23 protein-coding genes are annotated in these 22,024 nt (G+C 37.0%); 13 read left to right on the forward strand and 10 right to left on the reverse strand.

The window, feature by feature from the left end; translation table 11 throughout:
- The first annotated feature begins 8 nt into the window (after positions 1-8).
- From ccoN to PTQ34_RS04920, 11 genes are all read left to right on the forward strand, one after another.
- Complete coding sequence (gene ccoN / locus PTQ34_RS04870; RefSeq protein ID WP_273932397.1) at positions 9-1,472, forward strand: cytochrome-c oxidase, cbb3-type subunit I; 1,464 nt, start codon at positions 9-11, stop codon at positions 1,470-1,472.
- Positions 1,473-1,487: 15 nt separating this feature from the next.
- Complete coding sequence (gene ccoO, locus PTQ34_RS04875; protein ID WP_273930165.1) at positions 1,488-2,156, forward strand: cytochrome-c oxidase, cbb3-type subunit II; 669 nt, start codon at positions 1,488-1,490, stop codon at positions 2,154-2,156.
- Positions 2,157-2,164: 8 nt separating this feature from the next.
- Entirely contained in the window at positions 2,165-2,377 is a 213-nt protein-coding gene (locus PTQ34_RS04880; RefSeq protein ID WP_273932398.1) for a cytochrome c oxidase, cbb3-type, CcoQ subunit, read from the forward strand.
- Entirely contained in the window at positions 2,374-3,243 is an 870-nt protein-coding gene (locus PTQ34_RS04885; RefSeq protein ID WP_273932399.1) for a cbb3-type cytochrome c oxidase N-terminal domain-containing protein, read from the forward strand. Before PTQ34_RS04880 ends, PTQ34_RS04885 begins: the two co-directional genes overlap by 4 nt.
- A 1-nt stretch (position 3,244) precedes the next feature.
- The gene (locus PTQ34_RS04890) at positions 3,245-3,469 is read left to right on the forward strand and encodes a DUF4006 family protein (protein ID WP_273930162.1); all 225 of its coding nucleotides are present in this window, start codon (positions 3,245-3,247) and stop codon (positions 3,467-3,469) included.
- A 2-nt stretch (positions 3,470-3,471) separates the two neighbouring features.
- The gene (locus tag PTQ34_RS04895; protein WP_273930161.1) at positions 3,472-3,573 is read left to right on the forward strand and encodes a hypothetical protein; all 102 of its coding nucleotides are present in this window, start codon (positions 3,472-3,474) and stop codon (positions 3,571-3,573) included.
- Positions 3,573-4,169, forward strand: coding sequence for a hypothetical protein (locus PTQ34_RS04900; RefSeq protein ID WP_273932401.1), 597 nt, complete (start codon positions 3,573-3,575; stop codon positions 4,167-4,169). Before PTQ34_RS04895 ends, PTQ34_RS04900 begins: the two co-directional genes overlap by 1 nt.
- A gap of 17 nt (positions 4,170-4,186) precedes the next feature.
- Positions 4,187-4,627 (forward strand): signal peptidase II, encoded by a 441-nt coding sequence (gene lspA / locus PTQ34_RS04905; RefSeq protein ID WP_273930159.1) that lies wholly within the window; start codon positions 4,187-4,189, stop codon positions 4,625-4,627.
- 9 nt (positions 4,628-4,636) lie between these two features.
- Entirely contained in the window at positions 4,637-5,068 is a 432-nt protein-coding gene (locus PTQ34_RS04910) for a CopD family protein (RefSeq protein ID WP_273930158.1), read from the forward strand.
- Positions 5,069-5,225: 157 nt separating this feature from the next.
- Positions 5,226-8,144, forward strand: a complete 2,919-nt coding sequence (locus tag PTQ34_RS04915; RefSeq protein WP_273932402.1) for a sensor histidine kinase — start codon at positions 5,226-5,228, stop codon at positions 8,142-8,144.
- Between the two features lie 128 nt (positions 8,145-8,272).
- Positions 8,273-10,549 carry an STT3 domain-containing protein gene (locus tag PTQ34_RS04920; protein ID WP_273932404.1) on the forward strand — a complete coding sequence of 759 codons (2,277 nt, stop codon included), beginning with the start codon at positions 8,273-8,275 and terminating at the stop codon, positions 10,547-10,549.
- Between the two features lie 11 nt (positions 10,550-10,560).
- Here the strand turns inward: PTQ34_RS04920 and PTQ34_RS04925 are convergent, their stop codons facing one another.
- The 10 genes from PTQ34_RS04925 to PTQ34_RS04970 all read right to left on the reverse strand — a co-directional run bounded on the left by PTQ34_RS04925 (position 10,561) and on the right by PTQ34_RS04970 (position 20,549).
- Positions 10,561-12,033, reverse strand: a complete 1,473-nt coding sequence (locus PTQ34_RS04925) for an MBOAT family O-acyltransferase (RefSeq protein ID WP_273932405.1) — start codon at positions 12,031-12,033, stop codon at positions 10,561-10,563.
- A 32-nt stretch (positions 12,034-12,065) separates the two neighbouring features.
- On the reverse strand, positions 12,066-13,097 hold the full coding sequence (locus tag PTQ34_RS04930; protein WP_273932406.1) for a hypothetical protein: 1,032 nt from the start codon (positions 13,095-13,097) through the stop codon (positions 12,066-12,068).
- On the reverse strand, positions 13,097-14,980 hold the full coding sequence (tkt, locus tag PTQ34_RS04935; protein WP_273932407.1) for a transketolase: 1,884 nt from the start codon (positions 14,978-14,980) through the stop codon (positions 13,097-13,099). Before tkt ends, PTQ34_RS04930 begins: the two co-directional genes overlap by 1 nt.
- A gap of 1 nt (position 14,981) precedes the next feature.
- Positions 14,982-15,809, reverse strand: a complete 828-nt coding sequence (locus tag PTQ34_RS04940) for a polyprenyl synthetase family protein (RefSeq protein WP_273932408.1) — start codon at positions 15,807-15,809, stop codon at positions 14,982-14,984.
- Between the two features lie 120 nt (positions 15,810-15,929).
- The gene (locus tag PTQ34_RS04945; RefSeq protein ID WP_273932409.1) at positions 15,930-17,069 is read right to left on the reverse strand and encodes a DUF7488 domain-containing protein; all 1,140 of its coding nucleotides are present in this window, start codon (positions 17,067-17,069) and stop codon (positions 15,930-15,932) included.
- The gene (locus tag PTQ34_RS04950; RefSeq protein ID WP_273932410.1) at positions 17,066-17,383 is read right to left on the reverse strand and encodes a YbaB/EbfC family nucleoid-associated protein; all 318 of its coding nucleotides are present in this window, start codon (positions 17,381-17,383) and stop codon (positions 17,066-17,068) included. The genes PTQ34_RS04945 and PTQ34_RS04950 overlap by 4 nt, the downstream gene beginning before the upstream one ends.
- A 73-nt stretch (positions 17,384-17,456) precedes the next feature.
- The gene (gene modB / locus PTQ34_RS04955; protein ID WP_273932411.1) at positions 17,457-18,119 is read right to left on the reverse strand and encodes a molybdate ABC transporter permease subunit; all 663 of its coding nucleotides are present in this window, start codon (positions 18,117-18,119) and stop codon (positions 17,457-17,459) included.
- Between the two features lie 17 nt (positions 18,120-18,136).
- Positions 18,137-18,940, reverse strand: a complete 804-nt coding sequence (locus tag PTQ34_RS04960; RefSeq protein ID WP_273932412.1) for an ATP-binding cassette domain-containing protein — start codon at positions 18,938-18,940, stop codon at positions 18,137-18,139.
- Between the two features lie 45 nt (positions 18,941-18,985).
- Positions 18,986-19,723 (reverse strand): molybdate ABC transporter substrate-binding protein, encoded by a 738-nt coding sequence (modA, locus tag PTQ34_RS04965; protein WP_273932414.1) that lies wholly within the window; start codon positions 19,721-19,723, stop codon positions 18,986-18,988.
- Between the two features lie 73 nt (positions 19,724-19,796).
- Entirely contained in the window at positions 19,797-20,549 is a 753-nt protein-coding gene (locus PTQ34_RS04970) for a TOBE domain-containing protein (RefSeq protein ID WP_273932415.1), read from the reverse strand.
- Between the two features lie 106 nt (positions 20,550-20,655).
- Between PTQ34_RS04970 and PTQ34_RS04975 the strand changes: the two genes are divergently transcribed.
- Both PTQ34_RS04975 and PTQ34_RS04980 read left to right on the forward strand, forming a co-directional pair.
- Complete coding sequence (locus PTQ34_RS04975; RefSeq protein ID WP_273932416.1) at positions 20,656-21,396, forward strand: MlaA family lipoprotein; 741 nt, start codon at positions 20,656-20,658, stop codon at positions 21,394-21,396.
- Positions 21,397-21,412: 16 nt separating this feature from the next.
- Positions 21,413-22,024 carry an MlaC/ttg2D family ABC transporter substrate-binding protein gene (locus PTQ34_RS04980; protein WP_273932417.1) on the forward strand — a complete coding sequence of 204 codons (612 nt, stop codon included), beginning with the start codon at positions 21,413-21,415 and terminating at the stop codon, positions 22,022-22,024.

Here is a 22,024-nt window from a genome sequence, read left to right on the forward strand (position 1 = left end):
GGACTTCAATGCAACCAGGTAATGTATTGAATTACGATTTTAGTGTTGCTAAATTGTTTATGTTTTCCACGCTGATTTTTGGTATCGTGGGCATGGGCATTGGTACGCTTATTGCGTTCCAAATGGCTTATCCAGATCTAAACTATCTAGCTGGCGAATACGCAACATTTAGCCGTCTTAGACCATTGCACACAAATGGTGTGGTATATGGTTTCATGCTTTCAGGTATTTGGGCTACATGGTATTATGTAGGTCAAAGGGTGCTAAAAGTATCAATGAGCGAGAGCAAGTTTTTGATGTTTATTGGTAAATTGCACTTCTGGCTATATATTCTTATCATTGCTCTTGCAGTAATTACACTATTTGCTGGTATTACTACATCAAAAGAATATGCTGAGCTAGAGTGGCCAATTGATATTTTGGTCGTGATTTGCTGGGTTCTTTGGGGTGTTAGCATTTTTGGTCTTATTGGAATTCGCCGTGAGAAAACTCTATATGTATCTATTTGGTACTATATAGCTACTTTCCTTGGCGTGGCTATGCTATATCTCTTTAACAATATGGCAGTTCCTACTTATTTTGTAACAGGACTAGGAGATTGGTGGCACTCAGTATCTATGTATGCTGGTTCAAACGACGCTCTTGTTCAATGGTGGTGGGGACACAACGCAGTTGCGTTTGTATTTACAGTAGCTATCGTTGCGCAAATCTATTATTTCTTACCAAAAGAAAGCGGTCAACCAATTTTCAGCTATAAACTTTCTGTATTTGCCTTCTGGGGTCTAATGTTTGTTTATCTATGGGCTGGCGGTCACCACTTGATCTATTCAGCTGTTCCTGATTGGATGCAAACAATGGGTTCTATTTTCTCGATTGTGCTAATCTTGCCTAGCTGGGGTTCAGCTATTAACATCTTGCTTACTATGAAAGGTGAGTGGGGTCAACTAAGAGAATCACCACTTATTAAGTTTATGATTCTAGCTAGTACATTCTATATGTTCTCTACTCTTGAAGGTCCAATCCTTTCAATCAAATCAGTAAATGCTATTGCACACTTTACTGACTGGATTCCAGGACATGTTCACGATGGTACTCTTGGCTGGGTTGGCTTTATGACCATGGCCGCACTTTATCATATGACTCCACGCGTGTTTAAAAGAGAGATTTACTCAAAATCACTAATGGAAGCACAATTTTGGATCCAAACTACAGGTATCGTGCTATACTTTGCTTCAATGTGGATCGCAGGTATCACACAAGGTATGATGTGGAGAGCTACTGATGAGTTTGGTAACCTTGCTTATACTTTCATCGATACTGTGACTGTTCTAGAGCCATATTATTGGATTAGAGCAATTGGTGGCTTGCTATACTTAGTTGGTTTCTTTATGTTCTGCTATAACATTATGAAATCTTTGGGTGCTAGAAAAATCGAGAGTGAGCCAGCTTCTGCCTCACCTATGGGCAATTAAGAAAAAGGAGATAAAATGTTTAGTTGGTTAGAAAAAAATCCTTTCTTTTTTGCTGTTTTTGTATTTGTTTTCATTGCTTATGCTGGTGTAGTTGAGATTTTGCCAGATTTTGCTGAGCGTGCAAGACCTACAAAAGATACTAAACCTTATAGTGTTTTAGAGCTTGCAGGTCGCCATATATACATAAAAGACAGCTGTAACGCCTGCCACTCACAGCTAATTCGTCCGTTTAAATCAGAAACTGATAGATACGGTGCTTATACTGTTAGTGGTGAGTTTGCTTATGATAGACCTTTCCTTTGGGGCTCTAAAAGAACTGGTCCAGACCTAGCTCGCATCGGTAACTACCGCACAGCTGACTGGCACGAAAACCACATGAAAGATCCTACAAGCGTAGTTGATGGCTCTATTATGCCTGCTTATAAACATATGTTTAAAAACAATGCAAATATAGAAACTGCTTATGCTGAGGCTTTGACTGTTAAGAAGGTATTTAATGTACCTTATGATGTTGAAGGTGGTGTAAAACTTGGTTCTTGGGATGAAGCGCAAGCGCAAGTAAAAGCAGAGGCTAAAGCTATTATCGATCAAATGAAAGATCAAGAGATCAAAGATGCATTTGAGAAAAATGGCGAAATCCGCGAAATTGTAGCGCTTATCGCATATCTAAATAGCTTGAAATAAGGCAAAAAATGAGTGTAGAGACAATTAGAGAGCTTCAGGGGTATGGGTTTTTCATACTACTAGTGCTAATGGTAGTGATTTTATACAGCTACTGGTTTCATTTGGTAAAATCTGAAAAAGCTGGTCGTAGAAATTACGAAAAATATGGTCGCTTAGCTCTTGATGATAAGCTAGATGATAGTCTTGTCGAGTCTTCTGCAGACAATAGGAGTAATAAATGAAATGGTTTAATCTAGAAGATAATATAAATCTGCTTACTTTTATTGGTGCTATAGCTATTTTGACAATCACAGCTGTTGTTGTGATCAGGCTATTTGGTACCATGAAAGATAGATCAGATAAAGGTGAGCTTTCTGAGCATAGCTGGGATGGCATTGGCGAGTATAAAAACCCATTGCCTTTTGGCTGGGCGATTTGTTTTGCAGGTACTATTATTTGGGCGATTTGGTATTTCTTAGCAGGATATCCGCTAAACTCATATTCTCAAATCGGTGAGTATAACGAAGAAGTAAAAGCCTATAACGATAAGTTTGAAGCAAAATTTGCTAGTGTATCAGGTGCTGATCTAGCTGCTATGGGTGAGCAAGTTTTCTTGGTTCAATGTGCTCAGTGCCACGGTGTTGACGCTAACGGAATAAACGGCAAAGCAGCTAACCTAAATGTATGGGGTAGCGAACAGGCTATTTATGAGACTATAATAAATGGTTCAAAAGGTCTAAACTACCCTATGGGTGAGATGAATAAAGCTGCTGATCTAGGAATAGATGATGCTACTGCTAAGGCAATCGCTGCTTATGTGGCTGCTGAAGTTTCAGCTATAAAGAAAACTAAAAATCCAGAATTAGTAGCTGCTGGCAAAGAAGCATTTGTTACTTGTGCTAGCTGCCACGGTGAAGATGGCAAAGGTATGGATGGTATGACACCAGACCTTAGCAAATATGGCTCAAGCGACTTTGTAGTTGATGTGCTAAATCGTGGTAAAAGTGGCTTTATCGGTGTGATGCCTAACTTTGCTAACTCAGGCGTGCTAAATGCTACTCAACAAAAAGCTGTTGGTGCATATATTAACTCGCTAAAAGGAGAGTAAAATGGAAAATCAAAATAGATCTGTTTTCGGATTTGGTGGCGTTGGTGGTATGTTAATTGCTACTGTGCTTTTGCTCTCTATTTTAGTAGTTCTTACTGTGCTTGGAATTTCAGCTCAACAAGATGTAATGCAAAAGCCTTATGAATACGACCGCAGCGAGCTTGCTGGTGTCAAAATGCTTGATAGCTATGACACTGAAAGTAAAATTATGAGATCAAAGGAGTAAAAATGAAATCTGCTCTTGACTATATAATCGTAATCGGTCTTATCGTTGCAGCTGCTATAACTGCGTGGTCTGTGCTTACAAACAACCACCTTTTCATCGGCTAATGCGTTATTTCATCGCAATTTTTGTGGGCGCCTTGTGCGCCCTAAATGCCCTTATTATTGATGAGGCAAAGCTTCTAAACCCTAATGTACTCTCAAAGCTTGAGACTATGAGTAGCGAGCTAAAAGAAAAAACAAACATAAACGCACATTTGCTAACAAGCACAAATCCTAATAATTTATCTTTAAAAGAACTAGCTAGCACTAAGTTTGAGCTTAGTGGTGAGTATGCTATTCTCGTGCTAGTGCCAAAAAAAATTGATGAAAAAACTGGAAAAGTAGATATAATTCTTTCAAATCCTGATTTGCTAGATAAAGATGCTGTGCTTAGTCCTATGCCAAATACCGGCACGATTTTGCCACTATTAGCATCAAAAAGAGATGATATTTACAATGCTGCCTTGCTAAATGGCTTTGCTGATATAGCTGAGCGAATTGCTCTTAGCAAAGGTGTAGAGCTTCAAAGCGCAATAGGCAGTTCAAACAAAACCACGCTTACTTGGATACGCTATCCACTTTATGGCTTTTTGCTTTTTGCGATTATGGTTTTTGTAACAAAAAGTCTGCGTAAAAAATCTAGAATTCCTAGTAATAATTAGCCAAAACAAGAGTGAAAATGCTTAGAATTTTAGGTAAGTTTTTTATATTTTTTATCTGCATTATGTGTGTGGATCAAGCTATTAAATACTTATTTACTCACGGCGGACTTAGTGTTAAGAGCGAGTGGATAGACTTAGTTCTTACTTACAACCGCGGTGTTGCTTTTTCTATGTTTGCCTTTTTAGGCGAGTATTTAAAGATTATCCAGCTTGTGTTAATTGTGGGAATTTTTGGCTATTTAATAGGCGAGAGAGCTATGCTTGCTCGCTTTAGCGCAGAGCTTGGAATAATTCTTGGAGCTGGTGCTTCAAATGTGCTTGATCGCTTTATCCACGGCGGAGTTGTAGATTATGTATTTTGGCATAAGTGGTTTAATTTTGCTGTGTTTAACTTCGCTGATGTGATGATAAATTTGGGCGTGGTTATTATTTTGCTACGACTTTTGATTAAAAAATAAGGAGAAATAATGGACTATTTTTGGGTGAAGTTTGTGCATTTTTGTGCGTTTATTTCGTGGATGGCGATGCTTTTTTATCTGCCTAGGCTTTATGTTTATCACGCAGAGCATAGACAAAACTCTGGCTTTTGCGATGTAGTAAAAATTCAAGAGCGTAAGCTTTATAATGGCATTGGCTGGTTGGGGCTTGGTATAACCTTGCTAAGCGGGCTTTATTTATTGCATTTAAAACCTGAGCTTATGCAAATGCCGTATTTTCATCTTAAGCTAACGGCTGCGGTGTTACTTATCATTTATCATTTTAGTTTGGGATACTTTTTGCGTAGTTTTAGACTAGGCAAATGCGCCTTGCCTGGCAAGTTTTTTAGAGTGTGGAATGAGGTGCCTACGCTAATTATGTTTGCCATTATTTATGCGATGATTGTGTGGGCAAATAGTTAGAAATCTTGAAGTAGGAATTCTAGATTTTGTTAGAAATAGCAAAATCTAGAATACAAAAGCACTACAAATAAAATTCTTAATTTAAATGCTTAAAAAATTTGTTTTCTTTTAGCTAAAATATATTATAATGTTTAAATTTTATTTTTTTGGATAAAGTATGAAGGCTAATATTTCTACATTTTTCTTTGCTAAAATAAGTGTTCTTGTGCTACTTTTTTTATCTATTATATTGCTTTGTTATTTTAGTTGGGGGCTTTATAGTAGTATTAAGTTTAGAGAGCTTATAGATAGAGCTTCACCTTTATATAGCTTGATTAAAGATATTAGCAAAGAGCGTTCTGCTAGACTTATTAAAGAGTTTTATTTAGATGTAGATATTGATATAGGCGAGTTAGAAGAGGCTACAAATAATTTGGCAAAAGAGCTAAATATGCCTGATTATTTTTTTCACAAGCTAAATTCCATGAGAGAAAACTTTGATGTAAATGTTACAAATAGAGAGTTTTTGCTTGGGTTTTCAGAACTTGATGAGTATATTTTAGCAGAGTTTGATAGACTGCATTTAAAAAATGTAAATAGCGAAATAAACAGCATCATCATGGCTATGTGGCAAATTGCTAAAGATGATGTTCGACAAAATAATATAAAAGACTTGCTTGTAAAGGCTGCTTGGGCAGACAAGGTTTTAAGCAAAGATGATTTGCTTTTATTAGATGATTTGTATTTTGAGTATGCTAATTACATAGATATTCTTTATCAAACACCAGCTTCGTTTGCTACTTTTAACAAAATAGATTTTGATGAGATAAAAGCAAAATATAGCCAAGATAAAGAATACACAAAATATAATATAGAAAAATTTTATAACATCGTTCATAGCGCAATCATAAGAGGCGAGATAACAACTAACCCAAATGTAATCATGGATGTATCAAGAAAAATAGAAAATAAAAATGGAGAAAACATAGATTTTTTGATAGATTTTACTAAAAAAACTCAGCTTAATTCGATTTATATAATCACCTTTTATACCTGTGTTTCATTTTTTATCGTGCTTCTTTGTGCTTATACATTTATCTCGCTTAAAAGGAGAGAAAAATGCTTTTTAGAAAATCTATCTCTTTTAGATTTGCATACCCAAAACCTAAAAGCCATAGCTAGATTTCGTAGCAAAAATCCAGATGATGCTGAAATATACAAGCTTTTTGGTGATATTAGCGAGCATTTTTATGAAATGGATAAAATTGAACTAAGAAATAAAAATGAATATTCATTTTTCATGGATCTTATCACTAGTGAGGTAAAAAACCCCCTAAATGATATAGTTGGAAATATCCAGCTTTTACAAATGTTAAAATCAAATACACAACAACACGAGACTTATTACAACAAGCTTTTAGGTAGTGCAAAAGAACTTGATGTTTTATTTAATTCTTTGCTAAAAATTTCTAGCATACAAGCTAAAAATCTAAGCCTAGAGCTCTTAGAAGTTGATATATTTGACGCTATTAACAATGTAATCTCTGATGTGATTGCTAGCATAAAGCAAAATAATAAAACAAGAATAAACTTCATAGCCTATATTGACCCAGAACTAGAAGGTGGCGTAGTTTGTGATATAGCAAAACTTCGTTTTATCTTTGCTACATTGCTAGGCAATGCGATTAAGTATTGTTCGGTAAATGGTATGATTGCTTTGGTAATAAAATGCGAACACACAGAAATCCAAGGCGAAAAAATTATAAAAAGAATTAGAATTAGCATAATAGACAATGGCTCTGGCTTTGATCAAACAATGCTAATAGAACATAGTCAAACTGACAAAAACATAAAAGTATATAGCACCAAAGGGCTTAATTTAACAATTTCTAGAGAGTATTTGCGTGTTATGGGCTCAAAGCTTGAAATAAACTCATCACAAAAAGGAACCAAAGCTTCATTTATCCTAGAAGCTGAGTTTTGCAATCATGCACACAACTTAAAAGGTGCTTATACTGGCAAAAAAATCTATGTCCATGAAAGTAGCTTGCCTAAATTTGAGCTACCTATGGGTGAAAATAATGAGACACTTAAGCCAAGAGTGCTTTTAGACTCGTATCTTAGATACTTAGGCTTTGATTATGAGTTTACTGATGCTAAGCTTGATGATGCTATCTATATAGTAGTTGGCGAAAAAGAGCCTTTTGATATGCAAAAATGTATCTTTTGCTCACCTACACCACCAGATGTCATCACAGATGATAAGGTGCATATAGAAACTCCATTTTGTGTAAATAGCATAGCAAATGCCTATGATATCATCACAGGCAAAGCCAGAGGCGAACAAAATATAGAAAAACTAGACGCCACAGCCCTAGTACTAACTACAACAGCCATAAGCTCTCTAGTGGCAAAATACATCCAGCATGTAAAACTACCTTCAAGCGAGATAAAAGACTACGATGATAGCAAAAAAGATAAAGTTTTCACGCTTGAAGGAAAGCTTTCTGGCAAATACGATATAGTCTTTGTAGATACTGATATGTTCAAAAACCTAAAAGTAGACTGCCCAGTAGTAAGCATCTCAAACGAAAAACTAAAAGAGGGTGATATAAACTCGCCTATCTTGCGTTCTATAATCTGCGATAAAAATAAAACCGAGCGACTAGAACAAGAAATCATCTACTCTATAAATGTGTTCAAAAGACGAAAAGGTCTTATTACCGGTGGTATCAAGGATATCTTGCTCTTTAAAAAATCGCTTGCAGCAAGCAATATCTACAAAAGTGCCATGCTAAGCTTTGCTAGTAGCGTAGATGTGGTAAATGATATAGGTCAGTTCTACAAAAAGCTAAAAACAGATACTTATAAAGTAGTAATGTGTGATTGTGGCATCAAGGGCTTTACTTATGAAGCCTATAAGAACGCAATCGAAGAAGCTCGTAAGAGCAAGGGACATCAAACTGTTGCTGTGCTATTTAAAGGCAGTAATGATACTGTGCATGTTAAGGATTTCTTTGAGATTATTTCAACTAAGGCTGGTAAGCGCGACCTTGAACAGTCGCTAAAAAGACATCTAAATACATCTCAGTATTAGCAAAGAGCTAAAAAATTCTAGAATTCCTAGGAATTCTAGAATTTTTACAATGAATTCTAGATTTTTTCACAATGAATTCTAGAATTCCTGGGAATTCTAGAACAAATTTTTATTTTAGAGAAAAAAAGATGATAAAAAGTTTTTATAAAAGTTATGTTTTTTGGCTTACACTAGCAGCTTTTATTTTTGGTGTTTTGTGTAGGTTTGAGTGGGTGCTGTGGGCGCAGGGCTTTGCTCAGTTTAGCTGGGATAATGAGCTGATGATTAGCACAAATGACGGCTATGCATTTGCTGAGGGTGCCAGGGATATGCTAGCTGGCTTTCACCAGCCAAATGACCTTAGTTTTTATGGCTCGCCACTCTCAGCGCTTAGTGCTTTTATAGTTAGTATTACTGGCTTTAAGCTAGAGAGCGTGATGATTTATCTTAGCACGGCTCTTAGCTCCTTTATTGTGCTACCTTTGGTGCTAGTGTGTCGTGATTTGGGCGTGGCTAGGGCTGGTGTTGTGGCTGCTTTTATAGCTGTGGTGGCAAATAGCTACTATAACCGCACCATGGCAGGATATTATGATACTGATATGCTTACTATCGTGCTGCCGTGCTTTGTGCTTTGGGGCTTGGTGCGACTTGTGCTTAGGCTGCGTTTTGGCTCACTTATTGCGTCCCTTGCGATGCTAGCAAATATGTGGTGGTATCCATCTAGTATAAACCTAAATCTTGCTTTTTTGGCTCTTTTTACGCTTTTTGTGCTAATTTATCGCAGGCGTGAGAGCGAGGGGTATTTTGCTATTTCGCTTATGCTTATTGCACTTTGTGCTTTTAGCGAGTTTTTGCGCTTGGGACTGATTTTGCTACTTTGCGTAGCAGCGCAGATTCGTCCTGGGCTTTTAGAGCGCAGGGTTATTTTATGGGGACTGTGCGTAGTTTGTGTGCTACTTTTTGGCTTTTTTGGTGGTTTTAATCCTTTTTGGTTTAATCTAAAGTTTTATATTTTTAGAGATTTAGCAGAAAGCAGCGGGCAGGATTTTTATTTTTTCAATGTAAATCAGACTATAATGGAGAGCAATACCCCACCGCTTGACCTTTTTGCGCAGCGTATTTCTAGCTCGGTTGCTGTTTTTGTAGCTAGTGTGCTTGGCTACGCTATTGCGTGCTTTCGTTATAGAGCTTTGCTTTTTGCTTTGCCTATGTTAGCCCTTGGCTTTTTAGCACTTAAAGGAGGGCTTAGATTTACCATTTATGCAGTGCCTGTAATGGCACTTGGCTTTGGCTTTTTTTTAGATTTTTTGGCACTTAGGCTAGGGGCTTTTTTATCTAGCAAAAGTTTAAGGAATTCTAGAAAGCTAAAGCTTATATTTTTAGCTATTTTGCTTTTTAGTCTTTTTGTGGGAGCGTGGATTTTAGGTGACTTTACCAAGTTTAGCTTACATTTTTGGGTGGTGGCGGCTGTTTTTGGTCTGCTTTGTATTTTTGTATTTTATTTTTATAAGCCGCAGCAGTGGCTGATTTTTGCCTTTGCTAGCCTTGCTATTATGCCAAGCCTTGCTCATATTTATGTTTATAAGCCTTTTAGCGTCTTTGCTGCTAGTGAGGTGAGGGTGCTAAATGAGCTAAAAAACATAGCAAGTAGAGAGGATTACGCCCTTGCGTGGTGGGACTATGGATATGCAATTCGCTTTTATAGTGATGTAAAGACCTTGATCGATGGTGGCAAGCACTTAGGCGCTGATAACTTTGCTGTAAGTCTAGCACTAAGTAGCCCTCAGAACATAGCTGCAAATATAGCTAGGCTAGAGGTGGAGTATACTGAGCTTGGATTTAATAAAAAGCGTCCTGCTAGCTCAAATCTTGGCTGGATGATGAAAGACTACAATGCTAGTGATGTAAATGAGTTTTTATTTTCGCTAAATGATGAGAGATTTAAGACCCCTGAGCCTAGTCGTGATGTGTATTTTGTGCTGCCTGATAGGATGCATGGAATTTTAAGTGTGGTTAGTAAGTTTAGCAATCTTGATTTGCGTGATGGCAAAAGCTATGGAGATGGCGTGTTTATCAGCTCTGAGAGCTTTAGTAGAGATGGAGATATAATAAGGCTTGGTGGTGGAGAGCTTGTAATAGACCTTGGGCTTGGCAGAATAAACTATGGTGGCGAGGGCTATGATATAAACACATATTTTACTACCTCATATGAAAATGGTAAGCTAAAGGTAAGCTCTGCTTGGATGAATAGCTCTGCTGAGCTTTTTGTGATTTTTATGAATGATTATGGGCGTTTTCTTATCATGGATAGCAAGAGCTTTGCATCTAGCTATATACAGCTTTTTGTGCTAGAAAATTATGATAAAAAGCTCTTTGAGCCAGTCATTTTAGATCCAGCAATGAAGGTGTATAAGGTGCTAAAATAATTTAATATCTTTTAAAAATTAAAATATAAAAACTGAGACTCTACTACGCTGCGAGTAGCAAAAAACGAACAAATCAGCAAAAAGCACAAGAATAGAGCTGTTCGCCAATCAAAGTGAGAACGCTCCATCATTTCTTGCGAGTTTTTAGCAAATACGCAGACTATAAGCGCAAGAAGCAAAACACCCCACATAGAAGCATTTGCTACTTTAAATCTTTCTATGTTATTAACAATACCAAAGGTAGAATTTACAAATCTCACAAACTCTACACCAAACTTTATATTTGTGAAATCAAACATAGCCCCAAGTACTTTAAATGCGCCATTCATATCATTTGCTCTAAAAAATATCCAAGCAATATTTACAAAGTTAAAGGTCAAAAACCAAGCTAAAAACTTATTTAGTTTTTTAAAGTGCAAGCTATAATAGCGAGAAATCACAATACCAATGCCATGCATACATCCCCATACTACAAAAGTCCAACCAGCACCATGCCAAATTCCACCTATTAAAAATACCATCAATAAATTTGTATAAAGTCTAGTCTCGCCTACTCTATTACCACCAAGAGGGATATAGATATAATCGCGCAAAAAGCGAGATAGTGTCATATGCCACCTATGCCAAAAATCGCCAATGCTAGTAGCTTTATAAGGTGAGTTAAAGTTAAATGGCAAGACAATATTAAACATGTAAGAAATGCCTATTGCCATATCAGTATAGCCACTAAAATCAAAATATAGCTGAAAGGTATAAGATAGCGAGCTAATCCACGCCTCAGCCATGCTAAGTGTGGTGCTAGTATCAAAGCCATAAGTAGCAAAGCGAGCAAAAAAATCAGCAATTACTACTTTTTTAAATAGCCCCACACAAAATAAAAATAGACCAAAGCTTATGTTTTTGTAGTGAATTTTTTTTCGGCGAAGGTTAGCAAACTGAGGCATCATCTCAGCATGGTGTATAATAGGACCAGCAAGCAGATGCGGAAAATAGGTAACAAAAAGAGCGTAGTTTATAAAGCTTCTTTCACGCACAAAGCCACGGTAGCAATCTACCAAAAAAGCAATCTGTGTGAAGGTAAAAAAGCTAATACCAAGTGGCAAAATCACATGCATAAGTGGCACAGAACTGCCAAAAATACCATTAAAGTTTTCTATAAAAAAATCAGTGTATTTATAGTACCCCAGTAAGGTGATATTTGCTAAAATTCCAAAAGTTAGAAAGCCCTTTGGTTTTTTAGCCTTTTCTTGTCCTTCAAACTTAGTAGCAATTGCACACAGCTTTGAGCCCACAAAGAAGTTAAAAGTAAAACTTGCGATGATGAGAGGGACATAAATGTAGTTCCAATATCCATAAAAAAACACACTCGCCACAGCCAAAAATGCTATACCAAGACGAATAAGTCGTAATTTATTTAAAATAAAATAAATCGCAAAAACAATAGGTAAATATATAAAAATAAAATCAAAGGTAGTAAAAAGCATAATTATCCTTGTATTGAAAGTGTAAAATTTTCTTATTTGTTAGTGTTGAAAAGCCCTGTCTTTTTTAACTCTTCAATAAGCCTTTTGGTTCTAATATCTCTTGCCTTTTCATCTATATGCCAGTATGTATCTACCATATTGTCTGGAAAATAACTTTCAAAGGGATTTCCTACAAATAACAATCCATAAGATTCTACAAGTGGTTTGATTTGTTCTATTAATGCTTTTAGCTTTTTCCCTTGTGTGGTGCTAAAATCAAAGCAGTCTTTACCAGCAAGTGCAGGGTATGTAAAAATAAATTTTGCTCCACTCTCAGTCTGTATTTGCTTTATTAGTTCTATATTTTTAACAAAATCGCTATTTATTTTATCAACTGCTATATACTCTTGGCATGTAGCGCCATTGTTATGATCTATTTTATGCAAATCAATACCTTGTTGTAATAAAGCATTGTAATTTATATCACCCCTCTCACCACTTTCTAATAATTTTATAATTTCCAATTTTTCATCAAAGTTAAAATCAGAGCCCAAGAGTTTATGTTTGGCTAGTCTGTAAACATTCTTAAGTGGTTTTGTGGCTTGATTAAAATTTAGCCTAGTGATAACTAAAAGTTTTTTACTAAGAGGCAAGGCATTAAAATGAAATTTTCCATAACTTACTAGCTCATCTGATATGACAGAAATCATTGCTTGTTCATCACGGCTATAGTATGGATATTCTAGCGGCAAAACAATAATATCATTAGAACTTATAAAATGTGATAGCCTATGCAGTCTAAAATCTAGAGGATATCCTGCATTGTAACCCATGTTTAAGGTTATTCTATTGAGTTTATTTTCTATCATTAGCGAGTTTATGCTGTGATGAGTGCTTGAGCCACCATCTAAGATAATACGAGGTCTATCTTTTGTATTTTCTAATAAAAAATTTTTAGTAAAATAAAAACCGTCTGTACCATTTTCTAGTGTGTTTGCCCAGATAAAGCCACCAGTGTATATAACACTGGCGCAAAAAAGTAAACCAACAAAAACAAGCAAAAATTTCTTATATTTTTCTATCACTATTTATCCAAAAGCTCTTTTGCTTTTTTGGCTACATTTTCAGGACTAAAGCCAAAATGCTCAAATAATTTCTCAGCCTTGCCACTCTCGCCAAAAGTGCTCATACCAAGCACATCATGGGCGTATTTATACCACTCTAGGCCGCTAGCTGCTTCTACTGCTAGCACTTTGCCAGTAAGAATTCTAGATTTGTAGCTCTTATCTTGGCTCTCAAAAAGCTCAAAGCAAGGCGCGCTAACTACATTTGCCACCACACCTTCTTTAGCTAACAAATCAGAGGCTTTTAGGCAAAGCTCTACCTCGCTGCCGCTTGCTAGCAAGGTAATTTGTGCGTTTTTACTCTCTTTTAGTAAGTATGCGCCATTTTCTACGCTGCCAAATGCAGCCTCAGGCGTAGCCTCTAGTCCTTGGCGAGAGAGCACAAAGGCCGATGGCGCGTTTAGCACCAAGGCTTTTTGCCAGCAAAGAGTGTTTTCTACGCCGCTAGCTGGGCGAAAGACAAAAAGATTTGGCATAGCGCGAAGTGAGCTTAGCTGCTCAACTGGCTCGTGCGTAGGTCCATCTTCGCCCACTCCTATGCTATCATGCGTCCAAACAAAAAACTCTTTTAAGCTCATAAGCGCTGCCATGCGAACCGAAGCTCGCATATAGTCGCTAAATACAAAAAATGTAGCGCAAAAGGGCAAAAATAACCCATAGCGTGCATAAGCATTTGTGATTGCACCCATTGCGTGTTCTCTAATGCCAAAGTGCAAGTTTTTACCAGCTGGAAAGTCGCCTGCACCACTTAGTTCGGTTTTATTGCTAGGCGCTAGATCAGCACTACCGCCTAAAAAGCCAGGCAAAGATGCACTAATAGCATTTAAGATTTTGTGATTGCTATCTCTGGTGGCGATTTTTTGCCCTTTGAAATCAGGCCAAGAAATCTTGCTAAAATCAGGCTTTAATAAAGAATCTAAAAGCTCTTTTTTTCCAGCATTTTTTACTTGCTCATCCCATTTAGCGTTTGCTAGCTCGCCTTTTTCACCCATAGCTCTAAAGGCAAAAAGCACATCTTCGCTCACGCTAAAATCACCCTTTATGCCAGCTGCTTCTTTTGCCTTGGCTAAAAGCTCTGCTCCAAGCGGTGCGCCGTGGGTTTTGTGGCTGCCCTCAAGATCCAAAGCACCTTTTGCGATTACTGTATTTGCGATGATTAGATAAGGCTTTTCTTTTTGTTTACTAAGTGCTAGTTTTATTTCATCTTCGCAGTGACCGTTTATAATAGCTACTTCAAAGCCCTGAGCTTCAAATCTAGCTTTTACATTTTCGCTCCAAGCTACATTTGTATCGCCTTCTATAGTGATGCGATTTGAGTCGTAGATTAACACTAGATTATCTAGCCTGTGATGTCCTGCAAGTGCGCAAGCTTCGTAGCTAATGCCCTCTTGTAAGTCCCCATCTCCACAAAGGCAATAAACCTTGTGATTTATAATATCATCTCCAAGCAAGCTTGCTGCGCTTTTTGCTGCCATGGCAAGACCTACTGCGTTTGCTACGCCTTGACCTAGTGGGCCAGTGGCAATCTCCACGCCTGGGGTAGTGATTTCAGGATGACCTGGGGTTTTTGAGCCTAGCTGACGAAAGGCTTTTAGATCATCCATGCTAAGATCATAGCCGCTAAGATATAAAAAAGCATAAACCAAGCTGCTAGCATGACCGCCACTAAAGACTAGTCTATCACGGTTTAGCCAGTTTGGATTTTTTGGATTATGTCGTAAGTTGCCACTAAGTGCTGTGATGATCTCAGCTAGTCCCATAGGTGCGCCTGGGTGGCCTGAGTTTGCCTTTTCTACCATATCGGCACACAAAAAACGCAGTTCGTTTGACATTTTATTAAACATTTTAGCCCTTTATATATGTTTGCATAAGCTCTGCTATGCTGACTCCTACGCCTAGTTTGGCGGCCTTTTTGATGATTTTTTCACGCAGACTTTTTAGCTCGCTTCTAGCACCTTCAAGTCCTAGTAGATTTACAAATGAGTTTTTTGCTATGTCGTGTGCTACTGGCTTGCCAGCATCTTGCTCGCTAGCTGTGGCGTCTATTATATCATCGTTTATTTGAAATGCAAGCCCTAGATCAAGCCCTAGGTCGTGGTATTCTTTTTTGTGTTTGCGCTCTGCTAAGATGGCTGCGATTTGTATGCAAGCTGCTATTAGTGCGCCTGTTTTATGCTCGTGTAAAAAGCGCAGTTTTTTCTCATTTAGGCTTTTGCCCTCAAACTCACAATCAATCGCCTGACCTATAATCATACCTTTTATACCAGCGTTTTTGGCTAGAATTTCTATGATTTTACAGCGTTTTTTGTAGCTTAGTTCGCAGCGTGAAATCTCATAAAATGCGTGAGTGTTTAGTCCATCACCTACTAAAATCGCAGTAGTTTGCCCAAATTTTTTGTGAACGCTTTCTACGCCACGGCGCAAATCAGCATTGTCCATAGCAGGCAAATCATCGTGGATAAGCGAGTAAGCATGAATTAGCTCAATGCCAAGGGCTACTGGATAAGCATCGTGGATATTTTTCATACCCAGTTCGCCAGCGCAGCTTAGCATTAGCTGAGCGCGAAAGTGCTTGCCACCAGCTTTTAAAATCCAGCCCAAAGCCTCATCAAAATGCGGATGAAAGCTCTCCACGCTTGGGATATGCTCGTTAAAATAATCTGAAAAACTCATATTTGTCCTTTTTAAATCATAAAAATACCCAAAATCTAGAATTCCTAGAAAAAATCACTCAGGAATTCTAGAATTCCAAATTCTAGAATTCCTAGAAAAAATGTCCTAGGAATTCTAGATTTACTTGCGAATTCTTACAAAAAACTGAAAATCTTTTCTCTCAACCAAAAGATGATTTAGCCTACCATTGCTTAATTTGCGCTCTAAAATCTGAGCATTTTTGATAGGCTCTTTGCCTACTTGCATGATAAGATCGCCTCTTTCTAGCCCAGCTTTTGCGGCTGGTGAGTCAGCTTTTATCCTTGTTATTCTCATATCCTTACCCACGCTAAAGCCGTAGGCTTTGTAGAGATTGTCTTTTACTACTGGTTTTTTTACCTCTTTTTTCTCTGGTAGTGGAATTTTTGTAGCATTTACCTCTGGCTTTGTAACATTACTATCAAAGTTAATATCTGCAAGATTTATCATCGTAGCATTGCTGTCAAAAAACTGCTTATTATCGCCTGGCAGGCTTACATTTATGATTTGCTTTTTGCCATTTCTTTCAACCTCAAAGCGTAAAATCTCGCCTTTTTCGGCAAAAAGCACACTCTCATTTAGCTCCCTTAAATCGCGTGGTATCATGTCATTTACTGCTTTTACTATATCGCCTGCTTGAAGCTTGTCGCTAGCTGGACCAAAAGGATAAACGCTTTTTACAATCAGCTTTTCATTAACGCTATCAAAAACAGTGCCAATATCGCCGTAATAAACATCTTCATGCTTGATAAAGTGGCGTAAGTAGCGTGAGCCAATGAACTTATCTGCGCCCTTTGCGATACCTACCATTTGACAGCAGTCACAGAGCAATATGCCAGTCTTTGGTGCCTCAAAGCTTAGCTCGTCAAACTCGCCAAGATTAGCACTAAGGGCTTTTACATGTCCCATAGCTGTAACATTGGCATCTAAAACATTTACCCAAGTATCTATTTTAAGATCTTTTTCGCTCATCATAAAGGGAGCTATCATTGTAGTAGGAATTTTGACTAAATATAGCCCAAGATACGGATCGTGCTTGATATAATCAACTGGTGCTAGAGTTTTGTTATCATCTGCGATTACAGCAGCGAGATTTGCTGTTAGTGCTACTGCTACATGTCCGTGATAATCAAACTGCGAGACCTTGTTTTTCTCATAGCAGATCTGCAAATCCTCAGCTGTAGGGCGTGGCGCAGCAAAGCTAAGGGCTACAAATGCTAATAAAAATGCTAAAAATTTCATAATCCAAATCCTCCAAGTCCGCCTAGCCCAAAGGCCTGTGCGGCGCCTTTTTTCTTTTCTTCGTTTGCTAGTGCGATTGCATCATTTACTGCGCTAATTAGTAGTATTTGTAAGCTTTGTTTGTCGCTAAGTAGCTCATCGTCGATATCTATATCTTGAATTTCGCTATTACCATTGATTTTTACAGATATCATGCCGCCACCTGCTTTTGCTTCGTAGATTTTGTTTGCTACTTCGCTTTCATAAGCTTCTACCTTTTCTTTAACAGAGCTTATCATTTCGCTCATTTTACTAAGATCCATATTCTCAAACATTTTGAAAATTCCTTAAAAATTTTAGAGTTTAACGGCGCAATTCTAGCTAAAAGTTTATGAATTTAATTTGAATTTAATCTTTTTTCATCTTTTTTGTAAGAAAATATACACAAAATAGCACAAAAAAGCTAATTGCTAGCATTATGCCTGAGTAGATATGAGCGGTTGTAAAATCAAGCATTTCAGTAGCTTCGTAAATAGCAATGCTAGCTACTTTTGTCTCTCTGCTTAAAGACCCACCTATGATAAGCACTACGCCAAACTCACCTAAAGTATGTGCAAAGCTTATTATAATAGCATTTAATAGACTTGGCTTGATATTTGGCAAAGCGATTTTTAGCATGGTGGTGATGCGTCCTTTGCCAAGAGTGTAGCTAGCTTCGATGATGTTTTTTGGCAAAGAGTTAAAAGCCCCTAAAAGCGGCGCAAACATAAAAGGTAGCGAGTAAATACAGCTAGCTATAACAAGACCAGTGAAATTAAAAACTAACCTAATGCCAAAGTGCTCTTCAAAAAAAGAGCCTATGGCTGAATAAGGCGAGAGAAAAACTAAAATATAAAAGCCAAGCACCGATGGCGGCAGCACGAGAGGTAGTGAAATAATAGCTTCTATAATGCTTTTTCCTTTAAAGCTAACGCGGCTTAGAAAATACGCTAGTGGCACGCAAAAAACCAGTAAAATCACCGTGCTAATAAAAGCTAGTTTAAATGAGAGATAAAAAGGGCTAAAATCCATCTTGCCTAAACCTTTGTCTACACCTTGCTTGCTTGGCTTAGATTTATGATTATTTCATCATTTTTAGCAAAGCTATTTGCGTTTTTTAGATTTATTTTTTGGCTTAGTTCGCCTATTAAAACCAAGGCTTCATCCGGGCTTAAAATATCTAGAATTCTAGCCAAAATTCCAGTATCTGAGCTGAAAAAATCAGCCTTTGAGCGTATTTTTTGTGTTTTGCCGTTTTTTACTTCGATTATGAGCGCACAAAGCTTGTAAATCTCGGCTTTATCGTGGCTGATTAGCAAAATTGTGCTTTTTAGGCTCTCATGCGCTTTTAGCAAATACTCGCTAAGCTGGGTTTTACTAATGCTATCAAGCGCAGAAAAGGGCTCGTCTAAAAGCAGCAGTTCAGGCTCTCTCATAAGAGCGCGAGAGAGTGCCACACGCTGTTTTTCTCCACCTGAGAGAGTTGATATTTTAGCATGTTTTTTACTATAAATTCCGCACAAATCTAGCAAAAAATCAGCCCTATCTTTGTCTTTTTTTGCAAAGAGCAAATTGCCTAAAACATCGTAGTTTTCAAACAAAGCGTAGTCTTGGAACAAAAAGCCTACATTTCGCTCTTGTGGGGGCAAATAACACTGCTTATCAAAGTAAATTTTTGCGCCTTTTTTACAATATCCACTAGCTCTCTCAAGCCCAGCGATAATGCGCAAAATGCTAGTTTTGCCAGCCCCACTAGCTCCATAAAGAGCGCAAATCTGTCCTTTTGGGACGATGAAATCAGCATTTAAGCTAAAATCTTTGCTAAAAGTTTTTTGGCAGTTAAGCTCTAACATTTTGCGTCTTTTTTCTTTATGCAAAATCTAGAATTCCTAGGAATTCTAGATTTCATAACCATATTTTTTAAATATTTCTTTGGCTTTATCGCTTAAAATAAAATCATAAAATTTCTTTGCTAGTTTGGGATTTGGGCTATTTTTTAGCTTAATCATGCCTTGAGAAATCGGCTCATAAAGACTGCTATCAACGGGTTTGTAGGCGTTTTGCCACTCTTTTAGCTTTTCACTTTTTAGTGCTGAGAGTGCTACAAAGCCCACATCACCAGCGCTTAGACTTTGGCTTAGAGCCTCACCGATTGAGCCAGCTTTTATGATTTTATCTTTGATATCTTCATATACACCTGCGTTTTTAAAAGCCTGCTCGCTAGCTTTGCCATAAGGTGCTAGCTTCGGATTTGCGATTATTATGCTTTTTATTTTTGGGTTTTTTAGGCATTTTAGATCGCTACAAGTCTCAAAGCCCCTTGTGCTAAACATTGCTATTTTGCCTTTTGCGTAGATTGCACTTGCTTCATCAGCGCTAAAATTATCTTTTATCAAAGCCTCGCTAAAGCCCATATCAGCTGAGAGAAATACATCATAAAGAGCCCCATTTTTTATCTGGCTAACAAGCTTGCCAGATGAGCCAAAAGTTATGCTTATTTCATCGTTTGGATGAGTTTTTATGAACTCATCTTTTATCTCATTTAGCACAAAGCTTAGATTAGCAGCAGCAGCTACTTTTAGCTGGGCAGCAAAGCAAATAGCAGCAAAAAGAGTAAAAAGCAAGATTTTTTTCATTTTTTATCCTTAAAAATTTTCTAGCATTGTAAAAAAAATTTTTATTCTTGTCAAAAAAATTATTTTTTTATATTTATATTCCTATTATTATATCTTTTGGGTCTATTATTACGCCTATTTCATCATTTACCGCTAGGCGCAGATCCATTGTTACATCATTTGGTATGATGGCAGTTAAATTTTGTTTATCACTTGTAAGTGCGGTTATTTGGCAGTTTTGCGAACCTATGATTGCTGAGGTGATTTTTGCTTTTATGAGATTTGGCAATATAAGTTTTGAAAAATCTTGTTTTTTTATCATTAGGCTTGGAGCTTTAAAGATGAATATTACTTCATCACCTACCTTTAGCCCAAGTTCTTTTTGGCTAGATTTTGTGATTTTTGCTTTTAGAATTTCGTTTGTGCTTAAAGTGGCTATTATATCAGTATTTACAATACTTTCATTAATTTCTAGTATTTTTACTTTTAGCTGATTTTTCGCACTTAGTTTTAAAGGAATTCTAGATATATATTCTAAATTTATATTTTTTTCTAGCATTTTTTGGACTAAAAAATTTTGAGCCTTTTTTATCTGTTCGCATTTATTAATTAGCTCTAAGGCTTTTTCATTTAGAGTACAACCTTGATTTTTTTTGCTAGTAAAAAGTTCGCTATTTTTGTTTATTTTATTTAGAGCATCCCATGCTGTTTTATATGATATTTTCATATTTTTAGCTGTTTTTATGATGCTGCCACACTCTTTTAGAGCTTTTAGTAGTTCTATATCATCATTACTAAGGCTAACGCCGTTTTCTAGAGTTATTTTTAGCTGGCTTTGCAATATCATTTTTGCCCTTTATATAAAATTTTAATTTATTATAGCAAAAATTTTATTATATTTTAAAGATGATTTTTATAGAATTGCAAGTTTTTACATTTTTAAGGAATTTAAGATGAAGGCATTTATGCTCTCTTTGCTGCTGTTTTTATCGGCTTTTTGTGCTGAGGTAGAAAATACTTCAAATAATGATTTTAGCGATTTTAGCACCGAGTTTAATAAGGCTGAGGTTTTTGATCCATTAAGTGGCTATAACCGTTTTATGACCGGCTTTAATAATTCTTTGTATTATGCTTTTTTTAGACCAGTTTTTAAAGGCTATAACGCAGTAGTGCCAGAACCTGCTAAAAAGGGCGTTTCAAACTTTTTTTATAATTTATTTTTCCCTATCCGCTTTGTAGGAAATATCTTACAATTTCGCTTTATGGATGCCACAGATGAGCTTTTTTCTTTTGCTATAAATACGACTTTTGGAGTAGCTGGGCTTTTTGAGGTGGCAAATACTCATTTTAATATACCAAGGCATGATGAAGATATCGCTCAAGCCTTTGGCCATTGGGGCATAGGCTCTGGTTTTCCTATTGTGCTACCTATCATCGGTCAAAGCAACCTTAGAGATAGCGTAGGACTAGTGGCCGAGTTTTTTATAAATCCTATAAGTTATGCTGATGGATGGGCTGGCGGACATGCGTGGAAAAACAGCTTCATAGGCCCTGGCATGGGTGCTGGCTACATACTAAACGAAGGTGGCACAAACCCTGATGAGTATAGAATTCTAACAAAAGATGCTATTGATCTTTATCCATTTTTGCGTGATACTTACGAACAAAGACGCAATGCTCAAATAAAAGAATAGCCCAAGGGATATAATAATGAAAAAAATATTTTTAAAACTACTTTTTGCCTTAGGAATTCTAGAATTCCTAGTGATTTTGCCACTATCTGCGCTTGAACTTGGTACTATAAAACCTAAGCTAAATGTTGACTTGAGAAAGGCCGTGGAGATTTTAGCTACGCAAAAAAGCTTAAAAGAAAAGGAAAGCGAGCTTTTTGCTATTTTTGATGAGTATTTTGACTATGCGCTTATGGCTAGATTAGCACTTGGAGAGGCTTATAAGGGCTTGAATGATGAGCAAAAAAAGCGTTTTGAGAGTGCTTTTGTAGCAAGGCTTAAGTTTTCTTTTAGCGAAAAGCTAGGACTTTATACAAATCAAAGCATAGAAATCACAGGTGATGAGAGCCCAAATCCTAAAAGATACTTCATCCACGCACAAATAAAAGGCGAAAATGAAGTTTATAAAATCATTTTTAAGTTTCACAAAAAAGCTGAAAATGAGTATTTACTCTATGATATAGATATTGTGGGCGTTAGCATCATCCAAACATACAGAGCGCAGTTTGAGGATCTAAAAAACGCTGGTTTTGATGAAATACTAGCTAGGATAAATGCCAAAAACGCCATTGATGAAGCTGGCAAAAAATAA

Origin of the sequence: Campylobacter magnus (assembly GCF_028649595.1) — a bacterium.
GTDB lineage: Bacteria > Campylobacterota > Campylobacteria > Campylobacterales > Campylobacteraceae > Campylobacter > Campylobacter magnus.